This window comes from Tuberibacillus calidus DSM 17572 (assembly GCF_000430685.1).
GTDB lineage: Bacteria > Bacillota > Bacilli > Bacillales > Sporolactobacillaceae > Tuberibacillus > Tuberibacillus calidus.
Map to the genome: position 1 here is coordinate 1 of NZ_AUMM01000052.1, position 21219 is coordinate 21219.

At 45.8% G+C, this 21219-nt stretch carries 22 protein-coding genes and 1 pseudogene; 4 read left to right on the forward strand and 19 right to left on the reverse strand.

Features of this window, described 5'->3' with window-relative positions; genetic code table 11:
- Positions 1 to 65: 65 nt before the first annotated feature.
- The 5 genes and pseudogenes from H532_RS18775 to lepA all read right to left on the reverse strand — a co-directional run.
- Positions 66 to 983, reverse strand: a pseudogene (locus H532_RS18775) (Hsp70 family protein); the annotation flags it as partial.
- A 51-nt stretch (positions 984 to 1034) separates the two neighbouring features.
- A complete protein-coding gene (grpE, locus tag H532_RS0112210) occupies positions 1035 to 1709 on the reverse strand; it encodes a nucleotide exchange factor GrpE (protein WP_027725715.1) in 675 nt (224 codons plus the stop codon).
- Between the two features lie 130 nt (positions 1710 to 1839).
- Positions 1840 to 2871 (reverse strand): heat-inducible transcriptional repressor HrcA, encoded by a 1032-nt coding sequence (hrcA, locus tag H532_RS0112215; RefSeq protein ID WP_027725716.1) that lies wholly within the window; start codon positions 2869 to 2871, stop codon positions 1840 to 1842.
- A 95-nt stretch (positions 2872 to 2966) separates the two neighbouring features.
- Entirely contained in the window at positions 2967 to 4103 is a 1137-nt protein-coding gene (gene hemW / locus H532_RS0112220; RefSeq protein WP_027725717.1) for a radical SAM family heme chaperone HemW, read from the reverse strand.
- 61 nt (positions 4104 to 4164) lie between these two features.
- Positions 4165 to 5988: a translation elongation factor 4 gene (lepA, locus tag H532_RS0112225; protein WP_027725718.1), complete on the reverse strand. Its 1824-nt coding sequence runs from the start codon at positions 5986 to 5988 to the stop codon at positions 4165 to 4167.
- A gap of 124 nt (positions 5989 to 6112) precedes the next feature.
- On the opposite strand from lepA, the gene H532_RS20395 reads away from it, so the two are divergent.
- On the forward strand, positions 6113 to 6259 hold the full coding sequence (locus H532_RS20395; RefSeq protein WP_155995049.1) for a hypothetical protein: 147 nt from the start codon (positions 6113 to 6115) through the stop codon (positions 6257 to 6259).
- Between the two features lie 67 nt (positions 6260 to 6326).
- Here H532_RS20395 and H532_RS0112235 read toward each other — a convergent pair whose 3' ends face one another.
- Together H532_RS0112235 and gpr are read right to left on the reverse strand one after the other, a co-directional pair.
- Positions 6327 to 6737, reverse strand: a complete 411-nt coding sequence (locus H532_RS0112235) for a DUF3679 domain-containing protein (protein ID WP_027725719.1) — start codon at positions 6735 to 6737, stop codon at positions 6327 to 6329.
- 178 nt (positions 6738 to 6915) lie between these two features.
- Positions 6916 to 8019, reverse strand: coding sequence for a GPR endopeptidase (gene gpr, locus H532_RS0112240; RefSeq protein ID WP_027725720.1), 1104 nt, complete (start codon positions 8017 to 8019; stop codon positions 6916 to 6918).
- 207 nt (positions 8020 to 8226) lie between these two features.
- Here gpr and rpsT point away from each other — a divergent pair, with 207 nt between their 5' ends.
- A complete protein-coding gene (gene rpsT / locus H532_RS0112245) occupies positions 8227 to 8493 on the forward strand; it encodes a 30S ribosomal protein S20 (protein ID WP_027725721.1) in 267 nt (88 codons plus the stop codon).
- A gap of 154 nt (positions 8494 to 8647) precedes the next feature.
- Here rpsT and holA read toward each other — a convergent pair whose 3' ends face one another.
- A complete protein-coding gene (gene holA, locus H532_RS0112250) occupies positions 8648 to 9655 on the reverse strand; it encodes a DNA polymerase III subunit delta (RefSeq protein WP_245566466.1) in 1008 nt (335 codons plus the stop codon).
- Between the two features lie 483 nt (positions 9656 to 10138).
- Between holA and H532_RS19960 the strand changes: the two genes are divergently transcribed.
- The gene (locus H532_RS19960) at positions 10139 to 10273 is read left to right on the forward strand and encodes a YqzM family protein (RefSeq protein WP_027725723.1); all 135 of its coding nucleotides are present in this window, start codon (positions 10139 to 10141) and stop codon (positions 10271 to 10273) included.
- 148 nt (positions 10274 to 10421) lie between these two features.
- Here H532_RS19960 and H532_RS0112260 read toward each other — a convergent pair whose 3' ends face one another.
- From H532_RS0112260 to H532_RS0112270, 3 genes are all read right to left on the reverse strand, one after another.
- Positions 10422 to 12824, reverse strand: a complete 2403-nt coding sequence (locus H532_RS0112260; protein ID WP_027725724.1) for a DNA internalization-related competence protein ComEC/Rec2 — start codon at positions 12822 to 12824, stop codon at positions 10422 to 10424.
- On the reverse strand, positions 12787 to 13326 hold the full coding sequence (locus H532_RS0112265; RefSeq protein WP_038112375.1) for a ComE operon protein 2: 540 nt from the start codon (positions 13324 to 13326) through the stop codon (positions 12787 to 12789). The genes H532_RS0112260 and H532_RS0112265 overlap by 38 nt, the downstream gene beginning before the upstream one ends.
- A 177-nt stretch (positions 13327 to 13503) precedes the next feature.
- Positions 13504 to 14130 carry a helix-hairpin-helix domain-containing protein gene (locus H532_RS0112270; protein ID WP_027725726.1) on the reverse strand — a complete coding sequence of 209 codons (627 nt, stop codon included), beginning with the start codon at positions 14128 to 14130 and terminating at the stop codon, positions 13504 to 13506.
- A 162-nt stretch (positions 14131 to 14292) separates the two neighbouring features.
- Between H532_RS0112270 and comER the strand changes: the two genes are divergently transcribed.
- Positions 14293 to 15117: a late competence protein ComER gene (gene comER, locus H532_RS0112275; protein WP_027725727.1), complete on the forward strand. Its 825-nt coding sequence runs from the start codon at positions 14293 to 14295 to the stop codon at positions 15115 to 15117.
- A gap of 243 nt (positions 15118 to 15360) precedes the next feature.
- On the opposite strand, the gene H532_RS0112280 is transcribed toward comER, so the two are convergent.
- From H532_RS0112280 to H532_RS0112315, 8 genes are read right to left on the reverse strand one after another with little or no spacing between them, the layout of a single operon-like run.
- A complete protein-coding gene (locus H532_RS0112280) occupies positions 15361 to 16119 on the reverse strand; it encodes a class I SAM-dependent DNA methyltransferase (protein ID WP_027725728.1) in 759 nt (252 codons plus the stop codon).
- Between the two features lie 56 nt (positions 16120 to 16175).
- Entirely contained in the window at positions 16176 to 16538 is a 363-nt protein-coding gene (gene rsfS / locus H532_RS0112285) for a ribosome silencing factor (RefSeq protein ID WP_425426276.1), read from the reverse strand.
- 2 nt (positions 16539 to 16540) lie between these two features.
- Positions 16541 to 17143, reverse strand: coding sequence for a bis(5'-nucleosyl)-tetraphosphatase (symmetrical) YqeK (gene yqeK, locus H532_RS0112290; RefSeq protein ID WP_027725730.1), 603 nt, complete (start codon positions 17141 to 17143; stop codon positions 16541 to 16543).
- Positions 17136 to 17714 carry a nicotinate-nucleotide adenylyltransferase gene (locus tag H532_RS0112295; RefSeq protein WP_038112372.1) on the reverse strand — a complete coding sequence of 193 codons (579 nt, stop codon included), beginning with the start codon at positions 17712 to 17714 and terminating at the stop codon, positions 17136 to 17138. The genes yqeK and H532_RS0112295 overlap by 8 nt, the downstream gene beginning before the upstream one ends.
- A gap of 13 nt (positions 17715 to 17727) precedes the next feature.
- The gene (gene yhbY, locus H532_RS0112300; RefSeq protein WP_027725732.1) at positions 17728 to 18021 is read right to left on the reverse strand and encodes a ribosome assembly RNA-binding protein YhbY; all 294 of its coding nucleotides are present in this window, start codon (positions 18019 to 18021) and stop codon (positions 17728 to 17730) included.
- A gap of 12 nt (positions 18022 to 18033) precedes the next feature.
- Positions 18034 to 18867, reverse strand: a complete 834-nt coding sequence (gene aroE, locus H532_RS0112305; protein WP_027725733.1) for a shikimate dehydrogenase — start codon at positions 18865 to 18867, stop codon at positions 18034 to 18036.
- 24 nt (positions 18868 to 18891) lie between these two features.
- Entirely contained in the window at positions 18892 to 19995 is a 1104-nt protein-coding gene (gene yqeH, locus H532_RS0112310; RefSeq protein WP_027725734.1) for a ribosome biogenesis GTPase YqeH, read from the reverse strand.
- A gap of 1 nt (position 19996) precedes the next feature.
- Positions 19997 to 20512, reverse strand: coding sequence for a YqeG family HAD IIIA-type phosphatase (locus tag H532_RS0112315; protein WP_027725735.1), 516 nt, complete (start codon positions 20510 to 20512; stop codon positions 19997 to 19999).
- Positions 20513 to 21219: the final 707 nt, after the last annotated feature.

The window sequence follows — 21219 nt, forward strand, 5'->3', positions numbered from 1 at the left end:
GATACCAAGCGATAGCGCGGTAGGGTAGGCGTACAAAATTAGGGTGCCGGAGATATTGATCTATAAAGGTTGTCGAGAAAATCTTGACACATACCGGCGTCAGACAGCGCTTGACGAGTCGGGCCCATTGTCCGTTCGACGAGATCGGCGGTCAGTTCTTCGAATTTCGCCCGGGTGAGCGTCATTTCTAAGTGTTTCGGGCCGGTCGCATCCGCTGTAATAAACGGCAGCGAGATTTGCGTTTGGGTAACACCGGAAAGGTCTTTTTTCGCTTTTTCGGCTGCGTCTTTTAGCCGTTGTAAAGCCATTTTGTCATTGGATAAATCAATGCCGTTTTCTTTTTTGAATTCCGCAATCAAATAATCGATGATTTTTTGGTCGAAATCGTCACCGCCTAGATGGTTATCACCGGCTGTCGATTTTACTTCAAAAATACCGTCTCCTAGTTCGAGAACCGAGACGTCAAATGTCCCACCACCAAGGTCATAGACGAGAATCGTTTGATCTTCTTCCTTATCGAGACCGTATGCAAGGGAAGCGGCGGTTGGCTCGTTAATAATTCTCAAGACTTCAAGTCCAGCAATTTTCCCAGCATCTTTCGTCGCTTGCCGTTGGGCGTCATTAAAATAAGCCGGAACCGTGATGACGGCTTTATCGACTTTTTCACCAAGATAGCTTTCTGCATCCGCTTTTAATTTTTGTAAAATAATCGCAGAAATTTCTTGTGGGGTATAGTCTTTGCCTTCAATGTTGACTTTATAGTTCGTCCCCATGTGTCGTTTAATGGAAATCACGGTATTTGGGTTGGTAATGGCTTGGCGTTTTGCCACTTCACCAACTAGGCGTTCACCATTTTTAAAAGCAACGACCGATGGTGTCGTTCGGTTTCCTTCCGCATTTGGAATAACGACCGCTTCACCGCCTTCCAAAACGGCGACGCAAGAGTTCGTTGTACCAAGGTCAATGCCAATGATTTTACTCATTCTGTACCATCCTTTCTGTATAAAAGCCGTTATGTATTTCTACAACAACTTTCATTGACTCACTTTTACCATGCTTGGACGAATCACGCGTCCATTGAGTTCATAACCGGCCTGAAGCTCCTCGACAACTGTATTGGCGTCATGCTCGGCGGATTCCACTTGCATGACCGCTTGGTGTTTGTTCGGGTCAAATGGTTGACCTTCCGCTTCAATTTTGACAACGCCTTCTTGTTTGAGCGCTTCCGTCAATTGCCGGTATACCATCTCCATCCCTTGTAGGAGCGCCTTCGTTTCCTCATGTTCGGCGGTTTGAGCCAAAGCGCGTTCAAAATTATCAAGGACTGGCAGCAAATTGGTCACTAAATCCTGTGCCCGAAACTGTCTTTCACGCGCTTTTTCTTCCCGCGTACGGCGCTTAAAGTTTTCAAAATCAGCTTGCAGGCGCAAAAAGCGTTGATAGAGCGCTTCGTGTTCTGCTTCAAGTGTTTTGAGCCGTTCTTTGGCCTCATCCGCGTCATTTTGGGAATCTTCCGCAATCTCTTCATCAACTTCTGCGGATTTTGCCTCAGTATTATTTTCTTTCTCTTCCATTGGGGAATCATTTTCCTCCTTAACAGAGGAATCGATGTCCTCATTGGTGAGTTGGTCTTCCGGCGGATGAGCGTCTTTCAGTTCTTCTTTTACCTCTTCTTTAATCTTTTCTTCCACTCCATTCACCTCCTGCAAAATAAAGAAACTTGAGGTTGACTTAGTAGGTGAGTCTTTTGAGTCATCCTCTTCGTTGCCTCATGCTGACCCGAAATACCATTATAAAGAAAAGCAGCACGAGCCGTACGCGAGTGTACGGCCTCCATCATTACTCCTGATACCGCTTTGTTAAAAGGTCAGATAAATGTTTAGACACAATTTCCATCAATGAGACAACTTTCGGATAGGCCATACGCGTTGGCCCGATGACAGCAACCGTTCCCATGTGCTCACCGCCAATGGTATAACTGGCGGTAATGACACTGCAGTTTTTAATTTCATTCAAGTGGTTTTCATGACCAATCTTAATATGAATGCCGTTTTCACCGGAAGGACGCAACAGTTCATAAACAACCGCTTTATTATCCAACATGTTCAAAAGCGGCATTACCTTGTCGACATCTCTAAATTCCGGTTGAGCGAGCATTTTCGTCTTTCCGCTAAAATAAATATGGTCCATCGGATGATACGCCAGTGCATCATTTAACAGCACCATGATTTGTTGGAAATGCGATATATGTTGCCGGAGGACATCTTTGATCTCTAGATCCACCGCATCTTTTAGATAATAGAGCGGTGTATCTTTCAGCCGGTTGTTCAAAATATTCACCAGCTTTTCGATTTCACCCGGATTAATGCCTTGAGGCAGTTTTATCGTTCGATTTTCCACATGCCCAGTATTGGTCACCATGATCAAGACGGCTGTATCCGCATTTAAAGGGATGATTTGCATATGTTTCAGCTTGGTTTCCAACACTTCTGGGCCTAAAACAATTGCCGTATATTGCGTAAAATCCGATAAAATATTAGCGGTTTCTTGCGTTAACTTCTCTAGCTCATAGTATTGGTCTTGAAACGCTTTTCTAATGCCTTCCAGTTCCTCTTGGGTCAAAAGCTCAGGCGATAATAGATGATCGACATAAAAACGATAACCTTTCTCCGACGGCACCCTGCCCGCCGAACTATGGGGCTTTTCCAAATAGCCAAGGTCCTCTAAATCCGCTAATTCATTTCGAATCGTGGCGGGACTAAAGTGGATGTCTGGCCTTTTGGCAATCGTCCTTGAACCGACGGGTTCTGCCGAGCGAATGTAATCGTTAACGAGTACCTTAAACAATAATAATTGGCGCTCTGTTAACATCACCCATCACCTCTGTTAGCACTCTAAGGATTCGAGTGCTAAGTCTAATCAAAATTTAACAAAACTCACGCCGTTTTGTCAATCCGAGCGGTAGGCTAAGACAGTAAAAATTCCTGAAAAACGTCGTTTCCCAAAAGGAGTCCTGTTCGGGTTAAAGCGATTCTGTCATCATTCTCATAAAGCAAGCCTTTACTTTTAAGGCGATCAATGCTTTCGCCATAGAGGTCGTGCATGGTGCGGCCAAATTTCCTGTAAAACTCTCGTTTCGAAACCCCATCAATTTTTCTTAATCCCAAAAACATTTCCTCTTCCATTTTTTCTTGAGGAGTGACAGGGTGGGAGGCTGTCCGGGCCGAGCCGGTTTCACGGATTCGCCGAATATAGCCCTTAACCGCCCCGGCGTTCACGACGCGCTCCCCTTGGACATAACCGTGACTTCCAGCGCCGAATCCGTAATATTCCTCATTATTCCAATAAAGCAAATTGTGACGACTTTCAAAGCCGGGTTTGGTGAAATTGCTGATTTCATACTGTTTATAACCGTGAGCATCAAGGAAATCCATGATATATTCATACATTTCAGCTTCCATGTCCTGGTCCGGTAGTTTCAATGTGCCATTTTTTAAGCGATTATAGAAAATGGTCCGCGGTTCAATTTGCAAGGAGTAAATGGAAAGATGCTCGGGTTCAAGCGCACAAGCTTCTTTTAGAGAGGCTTTTAAATCTTCGGCTGTCTGTCCAGGAAGCCCGAACATTAAATCCAGCGATACGTTGTCGAAACCGATTCGTCTTGCCAACCGAAACGCACGAAGGACGGAAGCGCGATCGTGAGCCCGACCGATTGCCTTGAGCAGGCGATCATTAAAGGTTTGCACGCCAATACTCAGTCGGTTCACCCCGAACTGCTTCATGAGCGCAAGTTTTTCTTCATCCATATTCTCCGGGTTTGCTTCCATTGTCCATTCTTTGATGCTATCATGCGGATTTAACCGGGTTTTGACGCTTTCAAGAAAAAAAGCCATTTGTCTGGCGTTTAATGCCGTTGGCGTGCCACCGCCGACAAAAATCGTCTCTAAACATGTTTCAATGCCATCATCAACGGCAAGAGCCATCTCCCGGTCCAGGGCCTGGAGATAGTCATCGACCGGCTGGTTTTTTAAAAAGTATTTATTAAAATCGCAATAATAACAGATGTGTTCACAAAACGGAATGTGAATATAGGCCCCTTTGATCATGCCAGTCATCCTTTATCCATAACAAACAGAGACCGTCTGGAAGAGACGGCCGCTGTTCTTATTTATCATCATCCAGGCGAAGCACCGCCATAAAAGCTTCTTGCGGCACATCCACCCGTCCGACGGTTTTCATTCGTTTTTTACCTTCTTTTTGTTTTTCAAGCAATTTTCGTTTCCGAGTGATATCCCCACCGTAGCACTTCGCGAGGACGTTTTTTCTTAAGGCTTTAATATTTGTACGTGCAATAATTTTTTGACCGATGGCCGCTTGAATGGGCACTTCAAATTGTTGGCGTGGGATGAGATCCCTCAGTTTTTCGACAATCGCCCGCCCGCGTGGATAGGCAAAGTCTTTATGAACGATCATCGAAAGCGCGTCAATTTTTTCTCCATTTAAAAGAATATCCATCTTTACAAGGTTTGACGCTTTGTAACCAATGAATTCATAATCAAATGACGCATAACCTTTCGTGCGCGATTTAAGATAATCGAAAAAGTCATAGACGATTTCAGATAACGGCATATGGTAGACCACATTGACGCGGCTGTCATCAAGGTACACCATATCCATGTATTCCCCGCGTTTGTTTTGGCAAAGTTCCATGACAGCCCCGACATACTCATTAGGGGTCATGATGGACGCTTTGACATATGGCTCCTCGATTTTTTCCACCGTCTTTTTCTCCGGCATCTCCGAGGGATTGCTGATTTCTTTCGTCTCACCCGATTGGAAGGTCAACCGATAGACAACGCTTGGCGCCGTGGTAATAATATCAATGCCGAATTCCCGTTCAATCCGCTCCTGAATGATTTCCATATGCAAAAGCCCTAAGAACCCGCAGCGAAAACCAAAGCCGAGCGCTTCCGACGTCTCCGGTTCATATTGAAGCGAGGAATCGTTGAGCTCCAATCGTTCGAGGGCTTCGCGAAGATCGTCGTAGTCTTTGGAGTCAATAGGATACAAGCCGCAATAGACCATTGGATTCATTTTCCGATATCCGGGCAAGGCTTCATCTGCCGGGCGGTCGGCACTTGTAATCGTATCGCCGACATGCGTATCTTTGACATTTTTTATTGAGGCGGTGAGGAAACCGACATCGCCCACGGTCAGCTCGTCTGTGTTGACTTGTTTAGGCGTAAAAACGCCAACCTCGGTCACTTCAAACGTTTTGCCAGTCGCCATCATTTTAATCCGGTCGCCGACTTTTACTGTGCCTTCAATGACGCGAATATAAGTGACGACACCGCGATAGGGATCGTACAAGGAATCAAAAATGAGTGCCTTCAGCGGTGCATCTGGATCACCAGAGGGCGGGGGAACTTTAGCCACGATGGCTTCTAATACATCTTCAATACCGATGCCGGCTTTCGCTGACGTTAACAAAGCCTCCGAAGCATCCAAACCGATGACGTCCTCGATTTCTTTTTTCACCCGTTCGGGATCCGCACTTGGTAAATCGATTTTATTAATAACAGGAATGATTTCCAGATCGTTTTCCAGAGCTAAGTAAACATTGGCTAGCGTCTGAGCTTCAATGCCTTGTGCCGCATCGACAATCAAAAGCGCTCCTTCGCAGGCAGCGAGGCTGCGCGACACTTCATAAGTAAAATCGACGTGACCTGGCGTATCAATTAAATGAAAAATATATTCCTTCCCATCTTTTGCTTTATATTTTAATTGAACGGCATTCAATTTTATCGTAATACCGCGTTCGCGTTCCAGATCCATCGCATCGAGCATTTGCTCGCGCATTTCCCGTTTGGACAATGCGCCAGTGGCTTCCAAAATCCGGTCGGCCAGCGTTGACTTTCCGTGGTCAATATGAGCGATGATGGAAAAATTGCGAATGCGCGACCGCCTTTCATGACGATCTTCTGCCATCTCTCTCACTCCCGTAGTCTATGCAAAAATAGTCACTAGATTTGATTATATCAGCCCCCTACCCCACCGGCAACCGTGAAATGACGGCTAATCAACAGGTAACTGACAAGGCGGGGTATCAAGCATGACCTTTTTATTAAGCGGAGTGCTTAAAGATGGCATCTCATTCACGCGGGACGTCGTTCTCTTTTTAGAAACCGCTCATCTTGGTAAGGCATCGATGAGTCATTGGGTGTTCATTGGCGCAATAAATGTGAGAACAACCATTTAGAAGTTGACTGTCACATGGCGAATCCCATATGTTGCGTCAACCATGCGTCGAAACAAGCTCTCTCGACTTATTTCAATAGATGACTCATTAGTGAGCTAAAGGCTTCGATACCTTTTTCAAAAACTGAACTCACACTATTTGACAGCTTGTCTCCCATGGCGGAATAAGGGTTAAAACCATGAAGATCATCCAGTTTGGCGAGTTTTTTTTCAATATCCATAGGTGGATCCGCCTTCTCTTTGACAGCCGATGACTTTAAGTCGGGATTCTCAAAACCGACGGCCTCTGCTTTATTCGGATTCGAACGGTCGCCCGCCGCTAGTCCTGGTATTTGAAAATTAAACCATTCACTGGTTGTATTTTGATCCGCTTTACCTTCCATTTTTAAAAGGCCATCTTTGGCCGTCTCCATTCCGTAAAGGACGGCGCATAATAACGCCATCACAAGAAGCACTGTTTTTATAAAAAACGACCGCATTCGACCACACCTTTCTATTAAATTGTATGCCGCAAATCTCATTTTTATACGGTAGAAATGATAGACTGCGATGATTAATAGAAGAGGGTGCGGTTAAAAAGGATAAAAGACCGATGAAACCGTATCATCATTTTTAAAACGATAACAACGGTTCGAGTATTCATCGGTCTATCGATGCTTAATGCGTGTAACTGCCGAGATACTCTTGGCCGACACTCTTATGCAGGGCAGCATTTAAAGCACTGGCAATCACATTGGCCATGTCTTCAATAAAGTCATCCACTTCCTTCGGGGTGACCATCATATTTTGCCCGGTCGGGCCGAGCACTTCTTGGATTAAACGCCGCTTGTCATCTTCGCTTAACGTGCCGACCAACCCAAGAAAAGAGGCCCGGTCTTTTTCATTGGGTAAATCTTCCTCGGTATACTTGACCTTTTCACCGAAGGTAAATCCCGCTGGCGTCAGTGCCCTTGACGGTTTATTCTGTTCGCGCATCGTGCGTCCGAAATGTTTTAAAATCATATCTAAAGTGTCTGAGGCAATCGTGACAGCATCGACGACGGTCGGGATGCCAATGGCAAACACGGGGATGCCTAATGTTTCTTGGCTCAACTCTTTTCTGTTGTTGCCCACACCAGAACCAGGGTGAATGCCGGTATCGGAAACTTGGATGGTTGTATACACCCTTTCAATGGAGCGGGAAGCGAGGGCATCTATGGCAATGACAAAGTCTGGTTTCGTTTTTTCAATCACCCCAAGAATGATATCGCTTGTTTCAATGCCGGTCGTGCCCATAACCCCGGGTGCAAGTGCACTGACGGGCCGATACCCTTTTTCCACACGATAAGGTTGTAAAGCAAAAAGATGTTTGGTCACAAGAATATTTTCAACGACATTAGGGCCCAACGCATCTGGTGTGACATTCCAATTGCCTAAACCGACGATTAAGCAAGAGGCCTCATCGGAAAGACCGTGTTCACGGATAAAAGCGGCAAAAGTTTTGGCAAACACGCGCTCGACAACAGCTTGTAATTCCGAATCTTTCTTCCGAATGCCATCGACCTCATAAGTGAGATAACGCCCAGCCTTCTTTCCAAGCCGATCCGCTGCTTCTGGATGGATCGTCATTTTGCTGAGTTTAATGCCTTCGATGTCTTGTTCTTCAAAGTCAACGCCGGTCAGTGGCGCTTTCTCCTTCGTTTCTTCGGTCACCATTTCCCTTGCTTCAATCGCTAAATCCGTACGGACAGAAAAGCGTTTCAAATCAATATCCTTTTCCATATTCAACCACTTTCCCCTTTCGATGCTCCTTATCGTTAGCGTGACCCAATCATCGTTTTGTATTCACCGACGAAAGCGGCGACAATTTCCCTTTGCTTTTTTAGCCGTGCTTTGATAAAATACATTCTGTTGACTGTGTCCCGTTATGACGGGAATCCGAAACGTCCTTTACCACTATAAGAACACCAAGCCCGAGGGGGTGAAAGCATGCCAAACATTAAATCCGCGATTAAACGCGTCAAGAAGAGCGAAGCGAACCGTGAATTTAATCATTCCGCGAAATCCGCGATGCGGACGGCTTTAAAGAACTTTAATGTTAAAGTCGAAGCAGGCGACGTTGAAGGCGCAAAAGCTGCTTATCTGGTAGCTGTTAAAAAGGTTGATAAAGCCGCGAATTCGGGCTTAATTCATAAAAATAAAGCCGCTCGTGAAAAATCACGCCTCAGCAAAAAACTCAATGCATTAAACGCCTAAAACAAAAAGTTGACTCTGGGAAATCCCTTATGAGTCAACTTTTTTTCATACCTTTACATCGGGTAGCATCCTGCACATAAGAATGAAAGTATGGTTTTAGGGTATTAATGAGGAAAGTCATTTTCATATCCAAGAAACCCAGTAACTTCACCGTTCAGAGCGAAGCCATTCTTTCAAACAACATTTGGATGCCGATGACTTTATCGATTTTTCCGGTTTTTAGTGCATCGTCCATATCGGCGCAAAATATTAAAGCCCTTTTTAAACGTTCACGCCCCAACCGCTCCCCTTGTTTCCATGCCATTTTCACCGCATAAGGATGCAGTTTAAGGCGGCTCGCTACTTGGCTTTGAGAATACCCTTCGCGTCGGTAAACCTCGGCTTGGAAAGCCAAACGAATTTGCCGCGTAACGAGTGCCGCTAATTTGATTGGGTCTTCTTTCTGCTTCAGCAAATCTTCCAGCATTTGATATGCATCTTCAAGTTTCCTTTCCATGATGCGGTTCACCATTGTGAACACATTGCTTTCCAGTGTCCTGGACGCTAATTGTTCAACGACATGACGGTCAATTGTCCCGCCTTCTCCCACATACAATGCCAGTTTTTGCATTTCATTCGTCAGGATCGCCAAGTCGTCGCCGACCATGGCCATTAACAATTCATGCGCTTCTTTTGTATAGTACGCCTGCTGCTTTTCGGCCTCTTCTTGCAACCACCGATAGAGCTTTTCTTCCGTCAAGGCAACGCATTCACGAACATCCGCCGCTTCTTCCAATTGCTTGACAATTTTTTTGCGTTTATCTAATTTTTCAAATTCCCCAATAAAAATGCAGACGGCTGTTGGTGACGGTTGTTTAAGATAAGCGGCGAGCTTATCCATATTGTGTTCGACATTTTGCTTTTTTGGATCACTGGTTAAAAATAAAGGATTCTCAATGATGATCACTTTTTTCTCGCCCATAAATGGCAGCGTATCGGCATCTTCTAAGGCAAGGTCAAGCGGTTCCTCATTCATGTCATACACGCCAAGATTAAACGCCCGTTCGTCATGGGAAAGCGCCACGTGAATGATTTTTTCTTTCAAATGTTTAATAATAAAGGATTCCGTTCCATATAATAGGTAAATCGGGGCTAATGGTTTTTTAATGGTTAAATCAGTCATGGTCAACATCCGCCTCTTTTCGCCTTTACTTTATCGTAAAAGCGCCGATTCGACAAGCGTGCCGTAAACCAATAACATAACAAAAGAGAAGGGGTCGGTCCCGTATGCCACATCCCTTAACCATCGGCATCAACGGTTGACCAACCCCTGGGATTTATATAAACGCCGCATGACATCACCTAGGATAATGCCATGACGACGATAATCGTATGCCACAAAAACGAAACCCCTTTAGGAATAGTGTCGGCTTATGCCTTATGGGATGGGCCACGGCAGAAAGTGACCGATCCCGCTTGCTGTACATTTTTCCTGCTGAAAACAATCATATGGTATTCGTTATAGTATCCTATGCGATGGGAAAGTATATGTGACAACTCTTAGCACTAGCGTTGAAATTTTACCATGTTGGCTTTTTTCTCAAATTAGTATATACTGAATATTAAATGAAAGCGGATGCTTGACCATGGATGGGAGGGACAACGCGTGAACGAATTTGAGAAAGATGTGCAAGATAAAAGCAATGATTTCAATCATGCGGTGACAGGTTTTATTTTTTCCTTTGTTTTCTTTTGTGTGATCTTCATTATCGGAATAGTCATTCAGCAACTCACTTCCTGATTACATAACCAAAATCAATGAAGCTGCCTCAAACGCTTATGACCGTTTGAAAGCAGCTTCTTTTTATGGCGTTTAAAGTGAATGGTGTCAAGCTATTGGAACGCTTCGATTAATATCTACCGGAGACAACCCCTTTTAAAGGATTTTGTCATTTTGCGTGTTTTATTTGTAGAATTCTGTTTGAGGTAAAAACGATTCGCACGGCCCCATCGCGGTCCGTCCTCAAAATAGGAATGTGGTATTTCTTAAAGACAGCCAGCACCTCTTTATGAGGGTGACCGAAGCGATTGTTTTTCCCTACGGAAATGATGGCAAGTTTCGGGTGAATCGCTTGAATAAATGCCTCGGAGCTTGACGTGCGACTGCCGTGGTGGCCGACTTTTAAAACATCAACGTGAAGGTTAGGTATTTGTTGTAATAATCCCGCCTCCCCTTCTTTTTCAAGGTCTCCCGTAAAAAGGAAATGCACGCCACCCATTTTCGCAAGAAGGACAAGTGAGCCATTGTTAGAATCCGAAATCGCGGTTTTCGGCCATAGCACCTTCACATACAGGTTCTCTGTTCCCCACTGAGCCCCCGCAGGAACGTTCACAATATGGATTCTCATGTTCTTCGCCCGTTCAAACCACTTTTTTTCTGTATTCGTCGCCTGAAACGCTTTTCCGATGACAATATTTGCGACGCGTATGTGATCGATGACACCGTTCAGCCCGCCAATATGATCCCAATCACGGTGTGTTAAAACGAGCCAGTCGATTTTGGAGATGCCCATTGCTTTAATTTGTTGGCTAACCACATCCGAGCCGACGTCAAATGGATCGGTTCTTTTTTGCCAATCGGCTTTTTTGATTGGCAGGCTGCCGCCAGTATCAATGAGCATGGCCCCCTGGCGATGAGGAAAGCGAATAAGGATGCTATCACCTTGACCCACATCAAGAAACGTGACAGACCCATAGGGATTGATCCATTGAGCCGCAACATGGCAAAAACCGATAACCAGATAAAAAGCTACAGGTAAAAAGATACTGAACGGATGCGACCATTTCTCCCACAAGATCAATAAGCCAAAAGCACAGAGGCTGATCCCTACCAACCCCCATGCTCCCGGTCGACCAATAATGAGATTAAACAGTAACAAGTGCTCACAATTTAATAAAAGGCTGTGCGCCGGCGTCATGATCATATCCAGAAAGCCGAAGACGAATAATCCACAAGGCGGAAAGAGGATTAACAAAACGACCGTGACAATCGCAAGAGGTAAAATGACAAAAGAAATGAGCGGTACATAGAAGAGGTTTAATACAAAACTGAGTAGCGAAAAGCTGTAAAAATAATAACAAATGATGGGGAATGCGGCGATTTGCGCGATGCCTGTGATGATAAACGTTTTACTGAGAGGGTTCTGCACGCGTTTTTGGACAGTTGGGGCGGAAACGATGATGGCAAAGGTAATCAAATAGGAGAGTTCAAAACCAATGTCAAAAAGGCTGCCTGGATCATACGCGAGTTGCATGAGGCAAGCAAAAGAAAGGGCGGAAACGGTCGGGACGGCACGTCGGGCGATTCGGAAAAACAACAGCCATTCGGCCATGAGCGAGGCTCTTACAACGGATGGCGAAAGTCCCGTTAAAACGGCATAAAGCGGGATGATGATGAGAAAAAGAAGCCATTGAACATGTTCCTTCAACATTCCGACACGTATGAGCAGCCGATGACTCAGCCCGATGACAACAACGACATGAAGCCCCGACACCGCTAAAAGATGGATGAGGCCGAGATTTCTATAAGCCTCCGCCAAACCGCCATCCATCTCTGATTGGTTGCCAAAGACTAGCGCATTGATCAATCCGCTCATGGGTGGCGCTAGTTTGGCATCAACCGTCTGGATTCCGCGCTGGCGGAGTTGTTGAATGCGTTCCATAAGGCTGATGCGGCCTTCATGACAAGTGGCCCACTGGTCGACCGTGAGCTGCCAATGAATGCCTTTGTGCCTTAAATAAGTCCGGAAATCAAAGGCATCGAAATTTCCAGCCGCCGATGGCTTTGTTAACGTTCCTCTCAGCGCACAAATCATACCCGGTGTGAGTCGACTGAGCGTTTGTTTTTCTTCACGGCTTTTTATTCGATAGACGGCATACACGGACTCATTTTTTCCTAATCTAAGATATGCCACGAAACGGTCCCCATTTATTTCCGGAATGGATGACACGCGGCCGATCCAATCGGTTTGCCGGCTGTTTAACGTTGTCGGGACGGTTTGCCAATGAAAATCGAGGACCATCAGAATAAAGATAACGGTAAACGTGAGGAAAAGCGGTTTGTTTTTCCATAATAGATAAAGGATACAGCCAGAGGCGGCCAATGCGGTCGGAACATTGGGGTTGTCACAGAGGGCAATCGCTAAAATGGCTGACAGCACCCACCAATGGCCATACCTAAAGCCTTGAAGAGCTAAAGCCGGGCCGAAGCGTGCGCTGCTGAACCAAAGCGTATTGGTGGGGCGTCGAATATCGTCATACGCCGTTTGCAAACAGCTTTTGAGCTTCTTCATAATATTTTTTCATTGTTTCGCGGTCGGTGCCTTGCGTCTCCAATGTTTTTAGCAGTTCGGCGATAAAAGCAAGCTGTTTTTCACTAAATGCCGCATCCATGACGGGTTCGTAGGGAACGTGCACGGTTTCGACCTCGGCATCTTCTAATAGTTCCAAAGCATACGGATGGTTATGATAATCATTCGCATAATAAATCTTTTTAATCCCCGCTTGGATAAGGGCCTTCGTACATGGCAAACAAGGAAAGTGAGTCACATATATTTCGGCACCTTGAGTGGGGACGCCAAATTTGGCACACTGGAGAAGCGCGTTCATTTCCGCATGAATCGTACGGGCGCAATGGCCCTCGATCATGTAACAGCCTTCATCAATGCAATGTACGCCCCCTGATGTGGATCCGTTGTAACCCCCGGCAATAATCCGCCGATCGCGTACGATCGTTGCCCCTACAGAGAGACGCGTACATGTGCTGCGATTTGCTAATAAATGGCTCTGTGCCATAAAATATTGATCCCAAGATAGTCGCAAAGTCGTTCACCTCTTTTACACCCATTGTATCGGTTTTTTTCGACAACGGCAATGCCAAGCTATCTGCCAACTCACAGGATGTCACGTGCCCTCGGAAAGCCCTTTTAAGATAAGTCCCCGATCCGCTTGAAAACACCCTCGCTTGCGCAATTAGTCGGTCGTAATTTTGTCTTTGATATGTTCAAGCGTCTTTTCTCCAATGCCGCTCACATTGTCCAAGTCTTCCACCTTTTTGAAGGGCCCGTTTTTTTCACGATACTCAATGATCGCACTTGCCTTGGCCGGTCCTATACCCGGAATCGTTTGCAATTCATCGACGGTTGCCGTATTAATATTGATTTTCCCCCCTTCCGCGGTACCGCCTATGTCCGTGGTGGCCATCCCCCGCCCCGATTCACCTTCCTTTGGGATATAAATCTGCATCTCATCTGTCAACTTTTTGGCGAGATTGATTTGGGCAGGATCAGCTTCCTTCGTCAAACCGCCTGCTTTTTTCACGACATCCACCACACGGTCTCCTTGTTTCATTTCATAAACACCCGGATGTTTCACGGCTCCTTCTACATCGACAACGATTGCCTCCGGTTGCCGGGGGGTTTTTTCCTGTGTGGCTGTTTTTTCCGGTTCGGTTTGTTCTGTTGGGGCGTTCTGTTCTGTCTGTACTGTTGGGCTATTAAGAGAAATTTGCGAAGCTGGACCCCGGCAAGCCGTAAACCAAAAGATGAAGGCGATGGCCAATAATACCACTAAAAGATATGGCCATTTGTCTTTCCACATTGCTTTACTTCCTTTCCATTCATAATCCTTTTTTACATGGCATATTTTTTTAAGGATAAGGTTCCGTACAAATGAAAAGAGGAAAAAGTGTGGCTGAATACCTTACCGTATCATAAATGAAAGCACGCCTATAAACGAAACGGATAAAAGGGAGGTGATATCGTGAAAATCGGAGTCATCGGTACGGGAAATATGGGGTCGATTTTAATAGAGGCTATGATCACATCCGAAGCGGTATCGCCGGAGGACATGATCATCACTAACCGAACGCTTGCGAAGGCCTTTTTATTGCAGAAAAATCATCCGGGGCTGGTCGTAAAGCGCGATGCAGCCGATGTCGTTCAAGAGGCCGATGTGATTTTCATTTGTTTAAAACCGCTCGATATTTATCCACTACTGGAAGAGATCAAGGATCAACTGAGGGAAACGCAGATCATTATCTCCATCACGAGTCCGATTTCAGTGGAACAACTCGAAGCGCATCTTAGCGCAAAAGTCGTCCGGATGATTCCGAGCATCACTAACCGAGCGCTTTCCGGCCCAACGCTGTGGACATTTGGTAAACGTATAACGGACGAAGACCGACGTGCTCTCCTGGACTTTTCCACCCTGTTCAGCCAACCGGTTGAAATTTCAGAGCCGATCACGCGCATCGCTTCCGATATCACCAGTTGCGGCCCGGCCTTTATCACTTATCTCTTGGAACGCTTGATCGAAGCAGCCGTTGAAGAAACAGATATCGACCGAAAAACGGCGGTCCAGCTCGCCACCAAAATGATGATCGGTTATGGAAAGCTTCTCGAAAAAAATCTTTATACTTTGGATGAATTGCGGAAAAAGGTGCATGTGAAAGGCGGGGTTACCGGAGAAGGATTAAAAGTTTTGGAAGAAGAAGCAAGGGAGCTTTTCCACCACGTCATTCAAAAAACACATGCAAAGTTTTACGAAGATCAGCGAGAGGTTGATCGGCATTTTGCAAAGGATTAATACATCTATTCGCCACTTTTTTAAAAAATCCTTCTTTTTTATAAGAAAAATTGGCTCTGCTATAGAAAACTTGGCTCTGCCAAGCCTCTAAGGCGTAGGCAGAGCCTTAATTACTCTTTGCTGGACTGACTAAAAAAGCCAGCGCAAGCCTTTAGGGCGAACACAGTCTTAGGTGACCCTTATTCTGGCCCGATCAAAAAGCCAGTTGGAACCGTTAAGGCCGACTTCGTACGGTCGTTTTTCCTAAGTTGCTTTAACTGCCGTGAAAAATAGGCGTTCGGCGTCTTCAGCGGGACGGCCTTCCTTAAAATCACCTTCGACCGAAAGCACCGTAAACCCGGTTTGTTCCAGGCGGCTTTTGTAAAATTCCACTGGGAAAGTTCGCTGCCGGTGGCATTCATCAAAACGGCGATAGAGTCCAGGGCTTTCTTCAACGAAGAAACTGATTTCGTGTTCAACGCTGTGAGGGAACGCGCCTTCAAACACATCCCAAATATAGGCCAGGTCTTCTCCAGCATAGCTAAAAGAATGATTCCGGAACAGACAATCCATCTTATAAACCGAATGGACGTCAAATAAAAATAAGCCGCCCGGCGCCAAATGGTGGTATACCGATTGCAAGGAGGACATCACATCGGATTCATTTTCCAAATAATTCATGACATCGCAAAATGCCGTCACGACTTCGAAGGTTTCCCCAAGATCTAAATGCCTCATATCTTGCTGGATAAAGTGGACATTGACATCTTCCTGAAGCGCCTTATCTAAGGCGACGGCAAGCATTTCTTCGGAGAGGTCGACACCGGTAACCTGGTAACCTGTCGCAGACAGCATCAGGGCGAGTGTTCCCGTCCCGCAACCCACATCAAGTAACCGCCCCCCTGTGATCCCATATTGCAATGTTTTTCTTTTTAGGAATTCGACCCATAGGTCATAGGGGGCATCGCTCATCAAGACATCATAAAAAGTGGCAAAATGCTGATAAGCGTTTTGGTCGCTCATAGAAAAACCTCCCTTTCAAAAAACTGGCGGCCGGCGAAAGCCGGCCTAGAGATGCGCTATTCATTCTTGACAATACTCTCAAAATGTTCAAGCGGTGCGTCGCCCCAAAGCTTTTCCAATTGATAATATTCGCGATCATCTTTATGGAAAACGTGAACGATCACATCACCAAGGTCAACGAGTACCCATCGGGCGTTATCAAACCCTTCCATTCTTTTGACATCGATTTGTTCTATTTCTGCCGTATCTTTAATCTCCCGCGCAATCGCCTGCACTTGTTTTTCCGATGTCCCATGGCAAATGATGAAATAATCAGCCATTGTTGAGATCCCGTGCATATTTAAAATGACGATGTTATGTGCCTTTTTGTCATCAGCCACCGCGGCTAAGCGATGCGCCAGGTCTTTACTTGTCTTCAACATCATACCTCCGTTCTTTTGTGCCATTCCTTAAGCCGAACACCACAAACCTGTATAAGATCATTATAAGCAGAAAGGGTGTCCGGGTAGACTTGACTATAATTTTCTACCAAGAACCGAACCGTGTTGGCAAGCGCTTGAGCGACCGCCAAATCAAGATCTTCTTTAGCCATTTCGCGCACTTCGTCAACCCCAGGAAAGCTCCGCCCCGGTTCAATATAATCGGCCAAAAAAACAACTTTTTCTAGCACAGACATGCCAGAGCGCCCAGTCGTGTGATAAGTGATAGCTGCCAAAATATCCGGGTCGGTTAGGCCAAAAGTTTCCTTGATGTAGATTGCTCCGACCGGCGCGTGCCAAACAGAGGGGTGATAGTCTAATAATAAATCGGGAAGGGTTTCGCGGGATTGAATTATCGCCCGCATCTCTTCTTCCGGAAAATATTTGGCGATATCATGAAGAGCCGAAGCCAGCTCTGCTTTCGCCGGATCTGCGCCGTACCGTTTTGCAAGCTCCACCGCGCATTCCATGACGCGGAGCGTATGGGCATACCGTTTTTCCGGCAGTCGTTTTTTCACTTCCGAAAGTGCCGTTTCTTTATCCATAAAGTCCGTTCACCTCGATATACTTCTTTACGGGTTCCGGTACTAAATAGTGCCATGCCCCTTTTTCTTTAATTCGCTTTCGAATGAGGCTGGAGGAAATGCCAATCTCTGGCATTTCTGCTTTGACAAGTTGTACGTCTTCAGGCGCCTGCCAATGAACACCAGAACGATTGAATCCGATGAATGTCACGGATTGTTTCAGTTCATCAAAATGCGCCCATTTGGGCAAATCATTTACCATATCCGCACCTATAATAAAATAAAATTGATAGGCCGGAAATTGTTCACGAAGCACAGCTATGGTTTCATATGTATAAGACTTGCCTTTTCGTTCGATCTCCACTAGGGAAAGTTTAAAGTGCCGGTTGCCTTTAATCGCCAAACGAACCATCTCCAGCCGGTGTTCGCTACTTTCGGGGGTAGCCGATGCTTTCCGTTCGGCGTGCGGGGGAAAATAACTGGGTAAAAACCATATTTCGTCGAGAGCGAGACGTACCAAAGCTTCCTCTGCCATGATCAAATGGCCGAGGTGGGGCGGATCAAACGTACCGCCCAATAATCCCACTTTCACGGTCACACCCCCATTATCTCGGTAACTCGATGTGTTTATGATTGGTTGATGGTTTGTACAGTGTGATGGTATGCCCGAGCACTTGAACGATATCGGCACCGATTGGTTCGGCAATCTGATGAGCCGCCTCTTCAGCCGTCATTTCCGCGTTTTGCAGAACGGTAATTTTCAATAACTCCCTTGCCTCCAACGCCTCGTCAATTTCTCTTATAAAAGTATCATGGACACCTGATTTGCCAATTTGAAAGATCGGTTTTAAATGATGGGCTTCTTTACGTAAAAACCTTTTTTGTTTTCCAGTTAACACAGTGACCCCCCTTTACTGAAAGTAGTTTTCCAATAAATATTTTTCCATATTGAACGTGTCCGGCCAAATCCCCAACCAACGCTGGAAGGCGGCTGCCCCCTGATGAATCAGCATCGGTAGTCCGTTTAAGGCCGGTGCACCGATTTGTTCAGCGGCTTCTAAAAAGCGCGTTTTCAGCGGACGGTAAATGAGGTCGACACAGATGGTATGGGCAGTCAGCCGCTCCGTCCGGACCGGAAGCGCATCGGCGAATCCGCTCATGCCGACCGGTGTGGCATTAATGATCAACCGATATTGGGCAAGGCGTTTTTCAGCCTCTTCTAGGGTCCATACCGCACTTTCATTTGAATTGAAAAAACGCGCGCTTAACCGTTCCGCTGCCTCAGGTGTGCGATTGGTAAGGTCAACGCGAATCTTTGCTCGTTTCGCCAAAGCGGCGCAAACTGCTCGGGCCGCGCCCCCTGCCCCAATCACTAAGACCGAATCACCAGCCTCCGGAGCGAAGCCTTTTTCTTCAAGGCTTTTCATAAAGCCGATGGCATCGGTATTCGTGCCGACGAGACGTCCGTTTTCATTGATGACGGTATTGACAGCCCCAATCACCTCGGCTTCTTCATCTATGTCGTCAAGAAGCGGAATGATCGCGGTTTTATGCGGTATCGTCACATTAAAACCGCTGACACCGAGTGCTCGAAGACCGCGGACAGCATCTTCCAGCTGATCTTTTGTCACCCTAAAGGCATGATAATGATCGTCATAACCGTTCTCGCGCAGCCATTTTTGGTGCATGACCGGTGAAAGGCTATGGTCGATCGGATCACCTATTACGCCATATAATTTTGGCAAACCTTCTCCCCCCGCTTATATAAATTATCCAATGATCGATGGCCGCCTCAAGACTTGAACGCCAGCTGGCGCATACGCGCTCACTCTCGCCCCTTGTCCTTTAACGGACACCCAACCTAAGCCGGAAATGACGAGATCGGAATGGTCGTCCTTTAACGAAAAATCATGACGCACTAATTTCGGGATCCGTTCTTCTGAAAACGGCGGCGTCAAGAGCTTACCGGCTTGCTCTTCATAGAGGGCGTCTGCCTTCTCGAGCTTTGTGCGGTGAATGTATAGTGCATTCGAAACATAACAAACAAGCGAACGTCGCCCGGGGCCTCGATAGTCAATGCGCGCCAAGCCGCCGATGAATAAGGTTTGGTTTTCATTCAACTGATATACTTTCGGCTTTATTTCTTTCTTCGGTAAAATTTTCTTTAATTCATCATATGTGACAAAGTGAGCGATTTGGTGGTCATTGATCACGCCGGGTGTATCGTAAAGCGAACGGCCGTCATCAAGCGGCAAGCGAATAAAATCAAGGGTTGTCCCTGGAAATGGCGATGTCGTCGGTTGATAGCGCGAATCGCCGCCGAAACGGCGGATGAGCTGATTGATAAACGTCGATTTGCCGACATTGGTGCATCCGACAACATAAACATCGCCGCCCGCGCGGTAATGATCGATAGCCATCGCCAGCTCCTCGATGCCTGTCCCTTTCTCCGCGCTAATAAGATGAATATCCAGCGGTTTTAATCCGTAATCGCGAGCCATATGACTCATCCAGCGCTTCAATTTGTCCGGATTCGTGGACTTCGGCAGAACATCCACTTTGTTACCTACTAATAATACGGGATTATTCCCTGCTAAACGCTGCAAACCGCTGACCCAACTGCCATTGAAATCAAAGATGTCAACAAGGTAAACAATGAGTGCTTCCGTTTCCCCGATGCGATTGAGAAGTCTAATAAAATCCTCATCTTGAGGCTTTATATCCGGCACTTCATTATAATGGGTTAAGCGAAAACATCTTTTGCAGACGACGACTTCTCTATTTAGCGCCGATTTGGGGGCATATCCTGGTTTTCGTTCATCTTCCGTTTGGATCGCCACTCCGCAGCCGCTACAGCTGATATGATCGGTCATATTAGTCCTCCCAATAGATTAAACCTTTTTTTCTTAAATGGTTGAGAATCTGCCGCTCAATTTTTCGGTTCAGCCGCGTCATAAAACCGTCTGTCATCGCTACGGGAACGACGAGAATCGTATAGACGCCTAACCGCCGCGCTCCCCAAACATCGGTCATCAGCTGGTCGCCGATGACGACGACTTCATCTTTTTTCAGTCCCATCTTCTCGATGGCACGCCGAAACGATTTCGTCAACGGTTTTCGTGCTTTGGAAATAAAGGGAACATCAAGCGGCGCACAAAATGCCTTGACGCGGTTTTCACTATTATTGGAAACAACCGTGACTTTGATGCCAGCGGCTTTCATTTCTTGAAACCAAGTTTTTAAAGCAGGCGTTGCCTCGGGCTCGTACCAAGCGACAAGCGTATTATCTAAATCGGTAATGATGCCCTTAATATGATGTTTTTTAAGTTCTTCCGGCTTTATATCCAATATGCTTTTAACATGCCTGTCCGGTAAAAATTTTTTAAACAAACTCGACACCTCTCTAGTATTTTCCCATAAACCTGTCTCTTTTACCAAGTATATATGTTTTTTATCAATAGAAAAATGGATATTGACTGCACGATGAAAAAAAGGATCATTAGCCCTCGGTTGAGCCTAGTTGCACTTAACTTTTGTCCAGAAAAAATGATGGGCGCTTGCCTTTCCCAAAATTTTTTCCTCACACGTGCACCGCAAAGTAAATCATTATTTTATGTTTTTTAAAAACAGAAATGCGAAAAATCGTTCGACATATTGCGACAGCAACCTGCATATGTGGATAACCTTATACACATTTTACAGCTTGTTTTTTCTAAGGATAAACTCTGTTTTAAACAGGTTATGAACAAGTTATCCACCGCCGTCTGTGGATAAGAGCTAATTGCGCTGTCCGCAATAACTTGTCCCGCAAAACTTTGCGAGACCTGTCAAAAAAATTTTCCCCCATTTTTCGATGTAAAAATAGAGGAAATCATGCTTTGAACGGAGCAGCTAAAAAAATTCCCCCCAGGCGAAAAGGGCATAAAAAATGGATCCCCTTTGGTGTAAAATGAAATTATCACAAAATCACTAAACACCCAAAGGAGGGATCCATATGGCTATTATACCACAACTCAGCTTATTTTCGTGGAATGAAATTGAAGAATTGGGAGATTTGGAACGGCTCCGTCTGGTCCTCGAAAATATGCCGGATGAAG

Coding starts and splice junctions, on each gene's coding strand:
- rpsT (WP_027725721.1), top strand. CDS start 8,227: ATGCCAAACATTAAATCCGCGATTAAACGCGTCAAGAAGAGCGAAGCG.
- H532_RS0112235 (WP_027725719.1), bottom strand. CDS start 6,737: ATGCGGTCGTTTTTTATAAAAACAGTGCTTCTTGTGATGGCGTTATTA.
- lepA (WP_027725718.1), bottom strand. CDS start 5,988: ATGGCAGAAGATCGTCATGAAAGGCGGTCGCGCATTCGCAATTTTTCC.
- H532_RS0112280 (WP_027725728.1), bottom strand. CDS start 16,119: ATGAGCGACCAAAACGCTTATCAGCATTTTGCCACTTTTTATGATGTC.
- H532_RS0112265 (WP_038112375.1), bottom strand. CDS start 13,326: ATGGCACAGAGCCATTTATTAGCAAATCGCAGCACATGTACGCGTCTC.
- gpr (WP_027725720.1), bottom strand. CDS start 8,019: ATGGAAAAGGATATTGATTTGAAACGCTTTTCTGTCCGTACGGATTTA.
- holA (WP_245566466.1), bottom strand. CDS start 9,655: ATGACTGATTTAACCATTAAAAAACCATTAGCCCCGATTTACCTATTA.
- yqeK (WP_027725730.1), bottom strand. CDS start 17,143: ATGGATAAAGAAACGGCACTTTCGGAAGTGAAAAAACGACTGCCGGAA.
- H532_RS0112260 (WP_027725724.1), bottom strand. CDS start 12,824: ATGAAGAAGCTCAAAAGCTGTTTGCAAACGGCGTATGACGATATTCGA.
- yqeH (WP_027725734.1), bottom strand. CDS start 19,995: ATGACCGATCATATCAGCTGTAGCGGCTGCGGAGTGGCGATCCAAACG.
- hrcA (WP_027725716.1), bottom strand. CDS start 2,871: ATGTTAACAGAGCGCCAATTATTATTGTTTAAGGTACTCGTTAACGAT.
- H532_RS0112270 (WP_027725726.1), bottom strand. CDS start 14,130: ATGTGGAAAGACAAATGGCCATATCTTTTAGTGGTATTATTGGCCATC.
- H532_RS20395 (WP_155995049.1), top strand. CDS start 6,113: ATGACCTTTTTATTAAGCGGAGTGCTTAAAGATGGCATCTCATTCACG.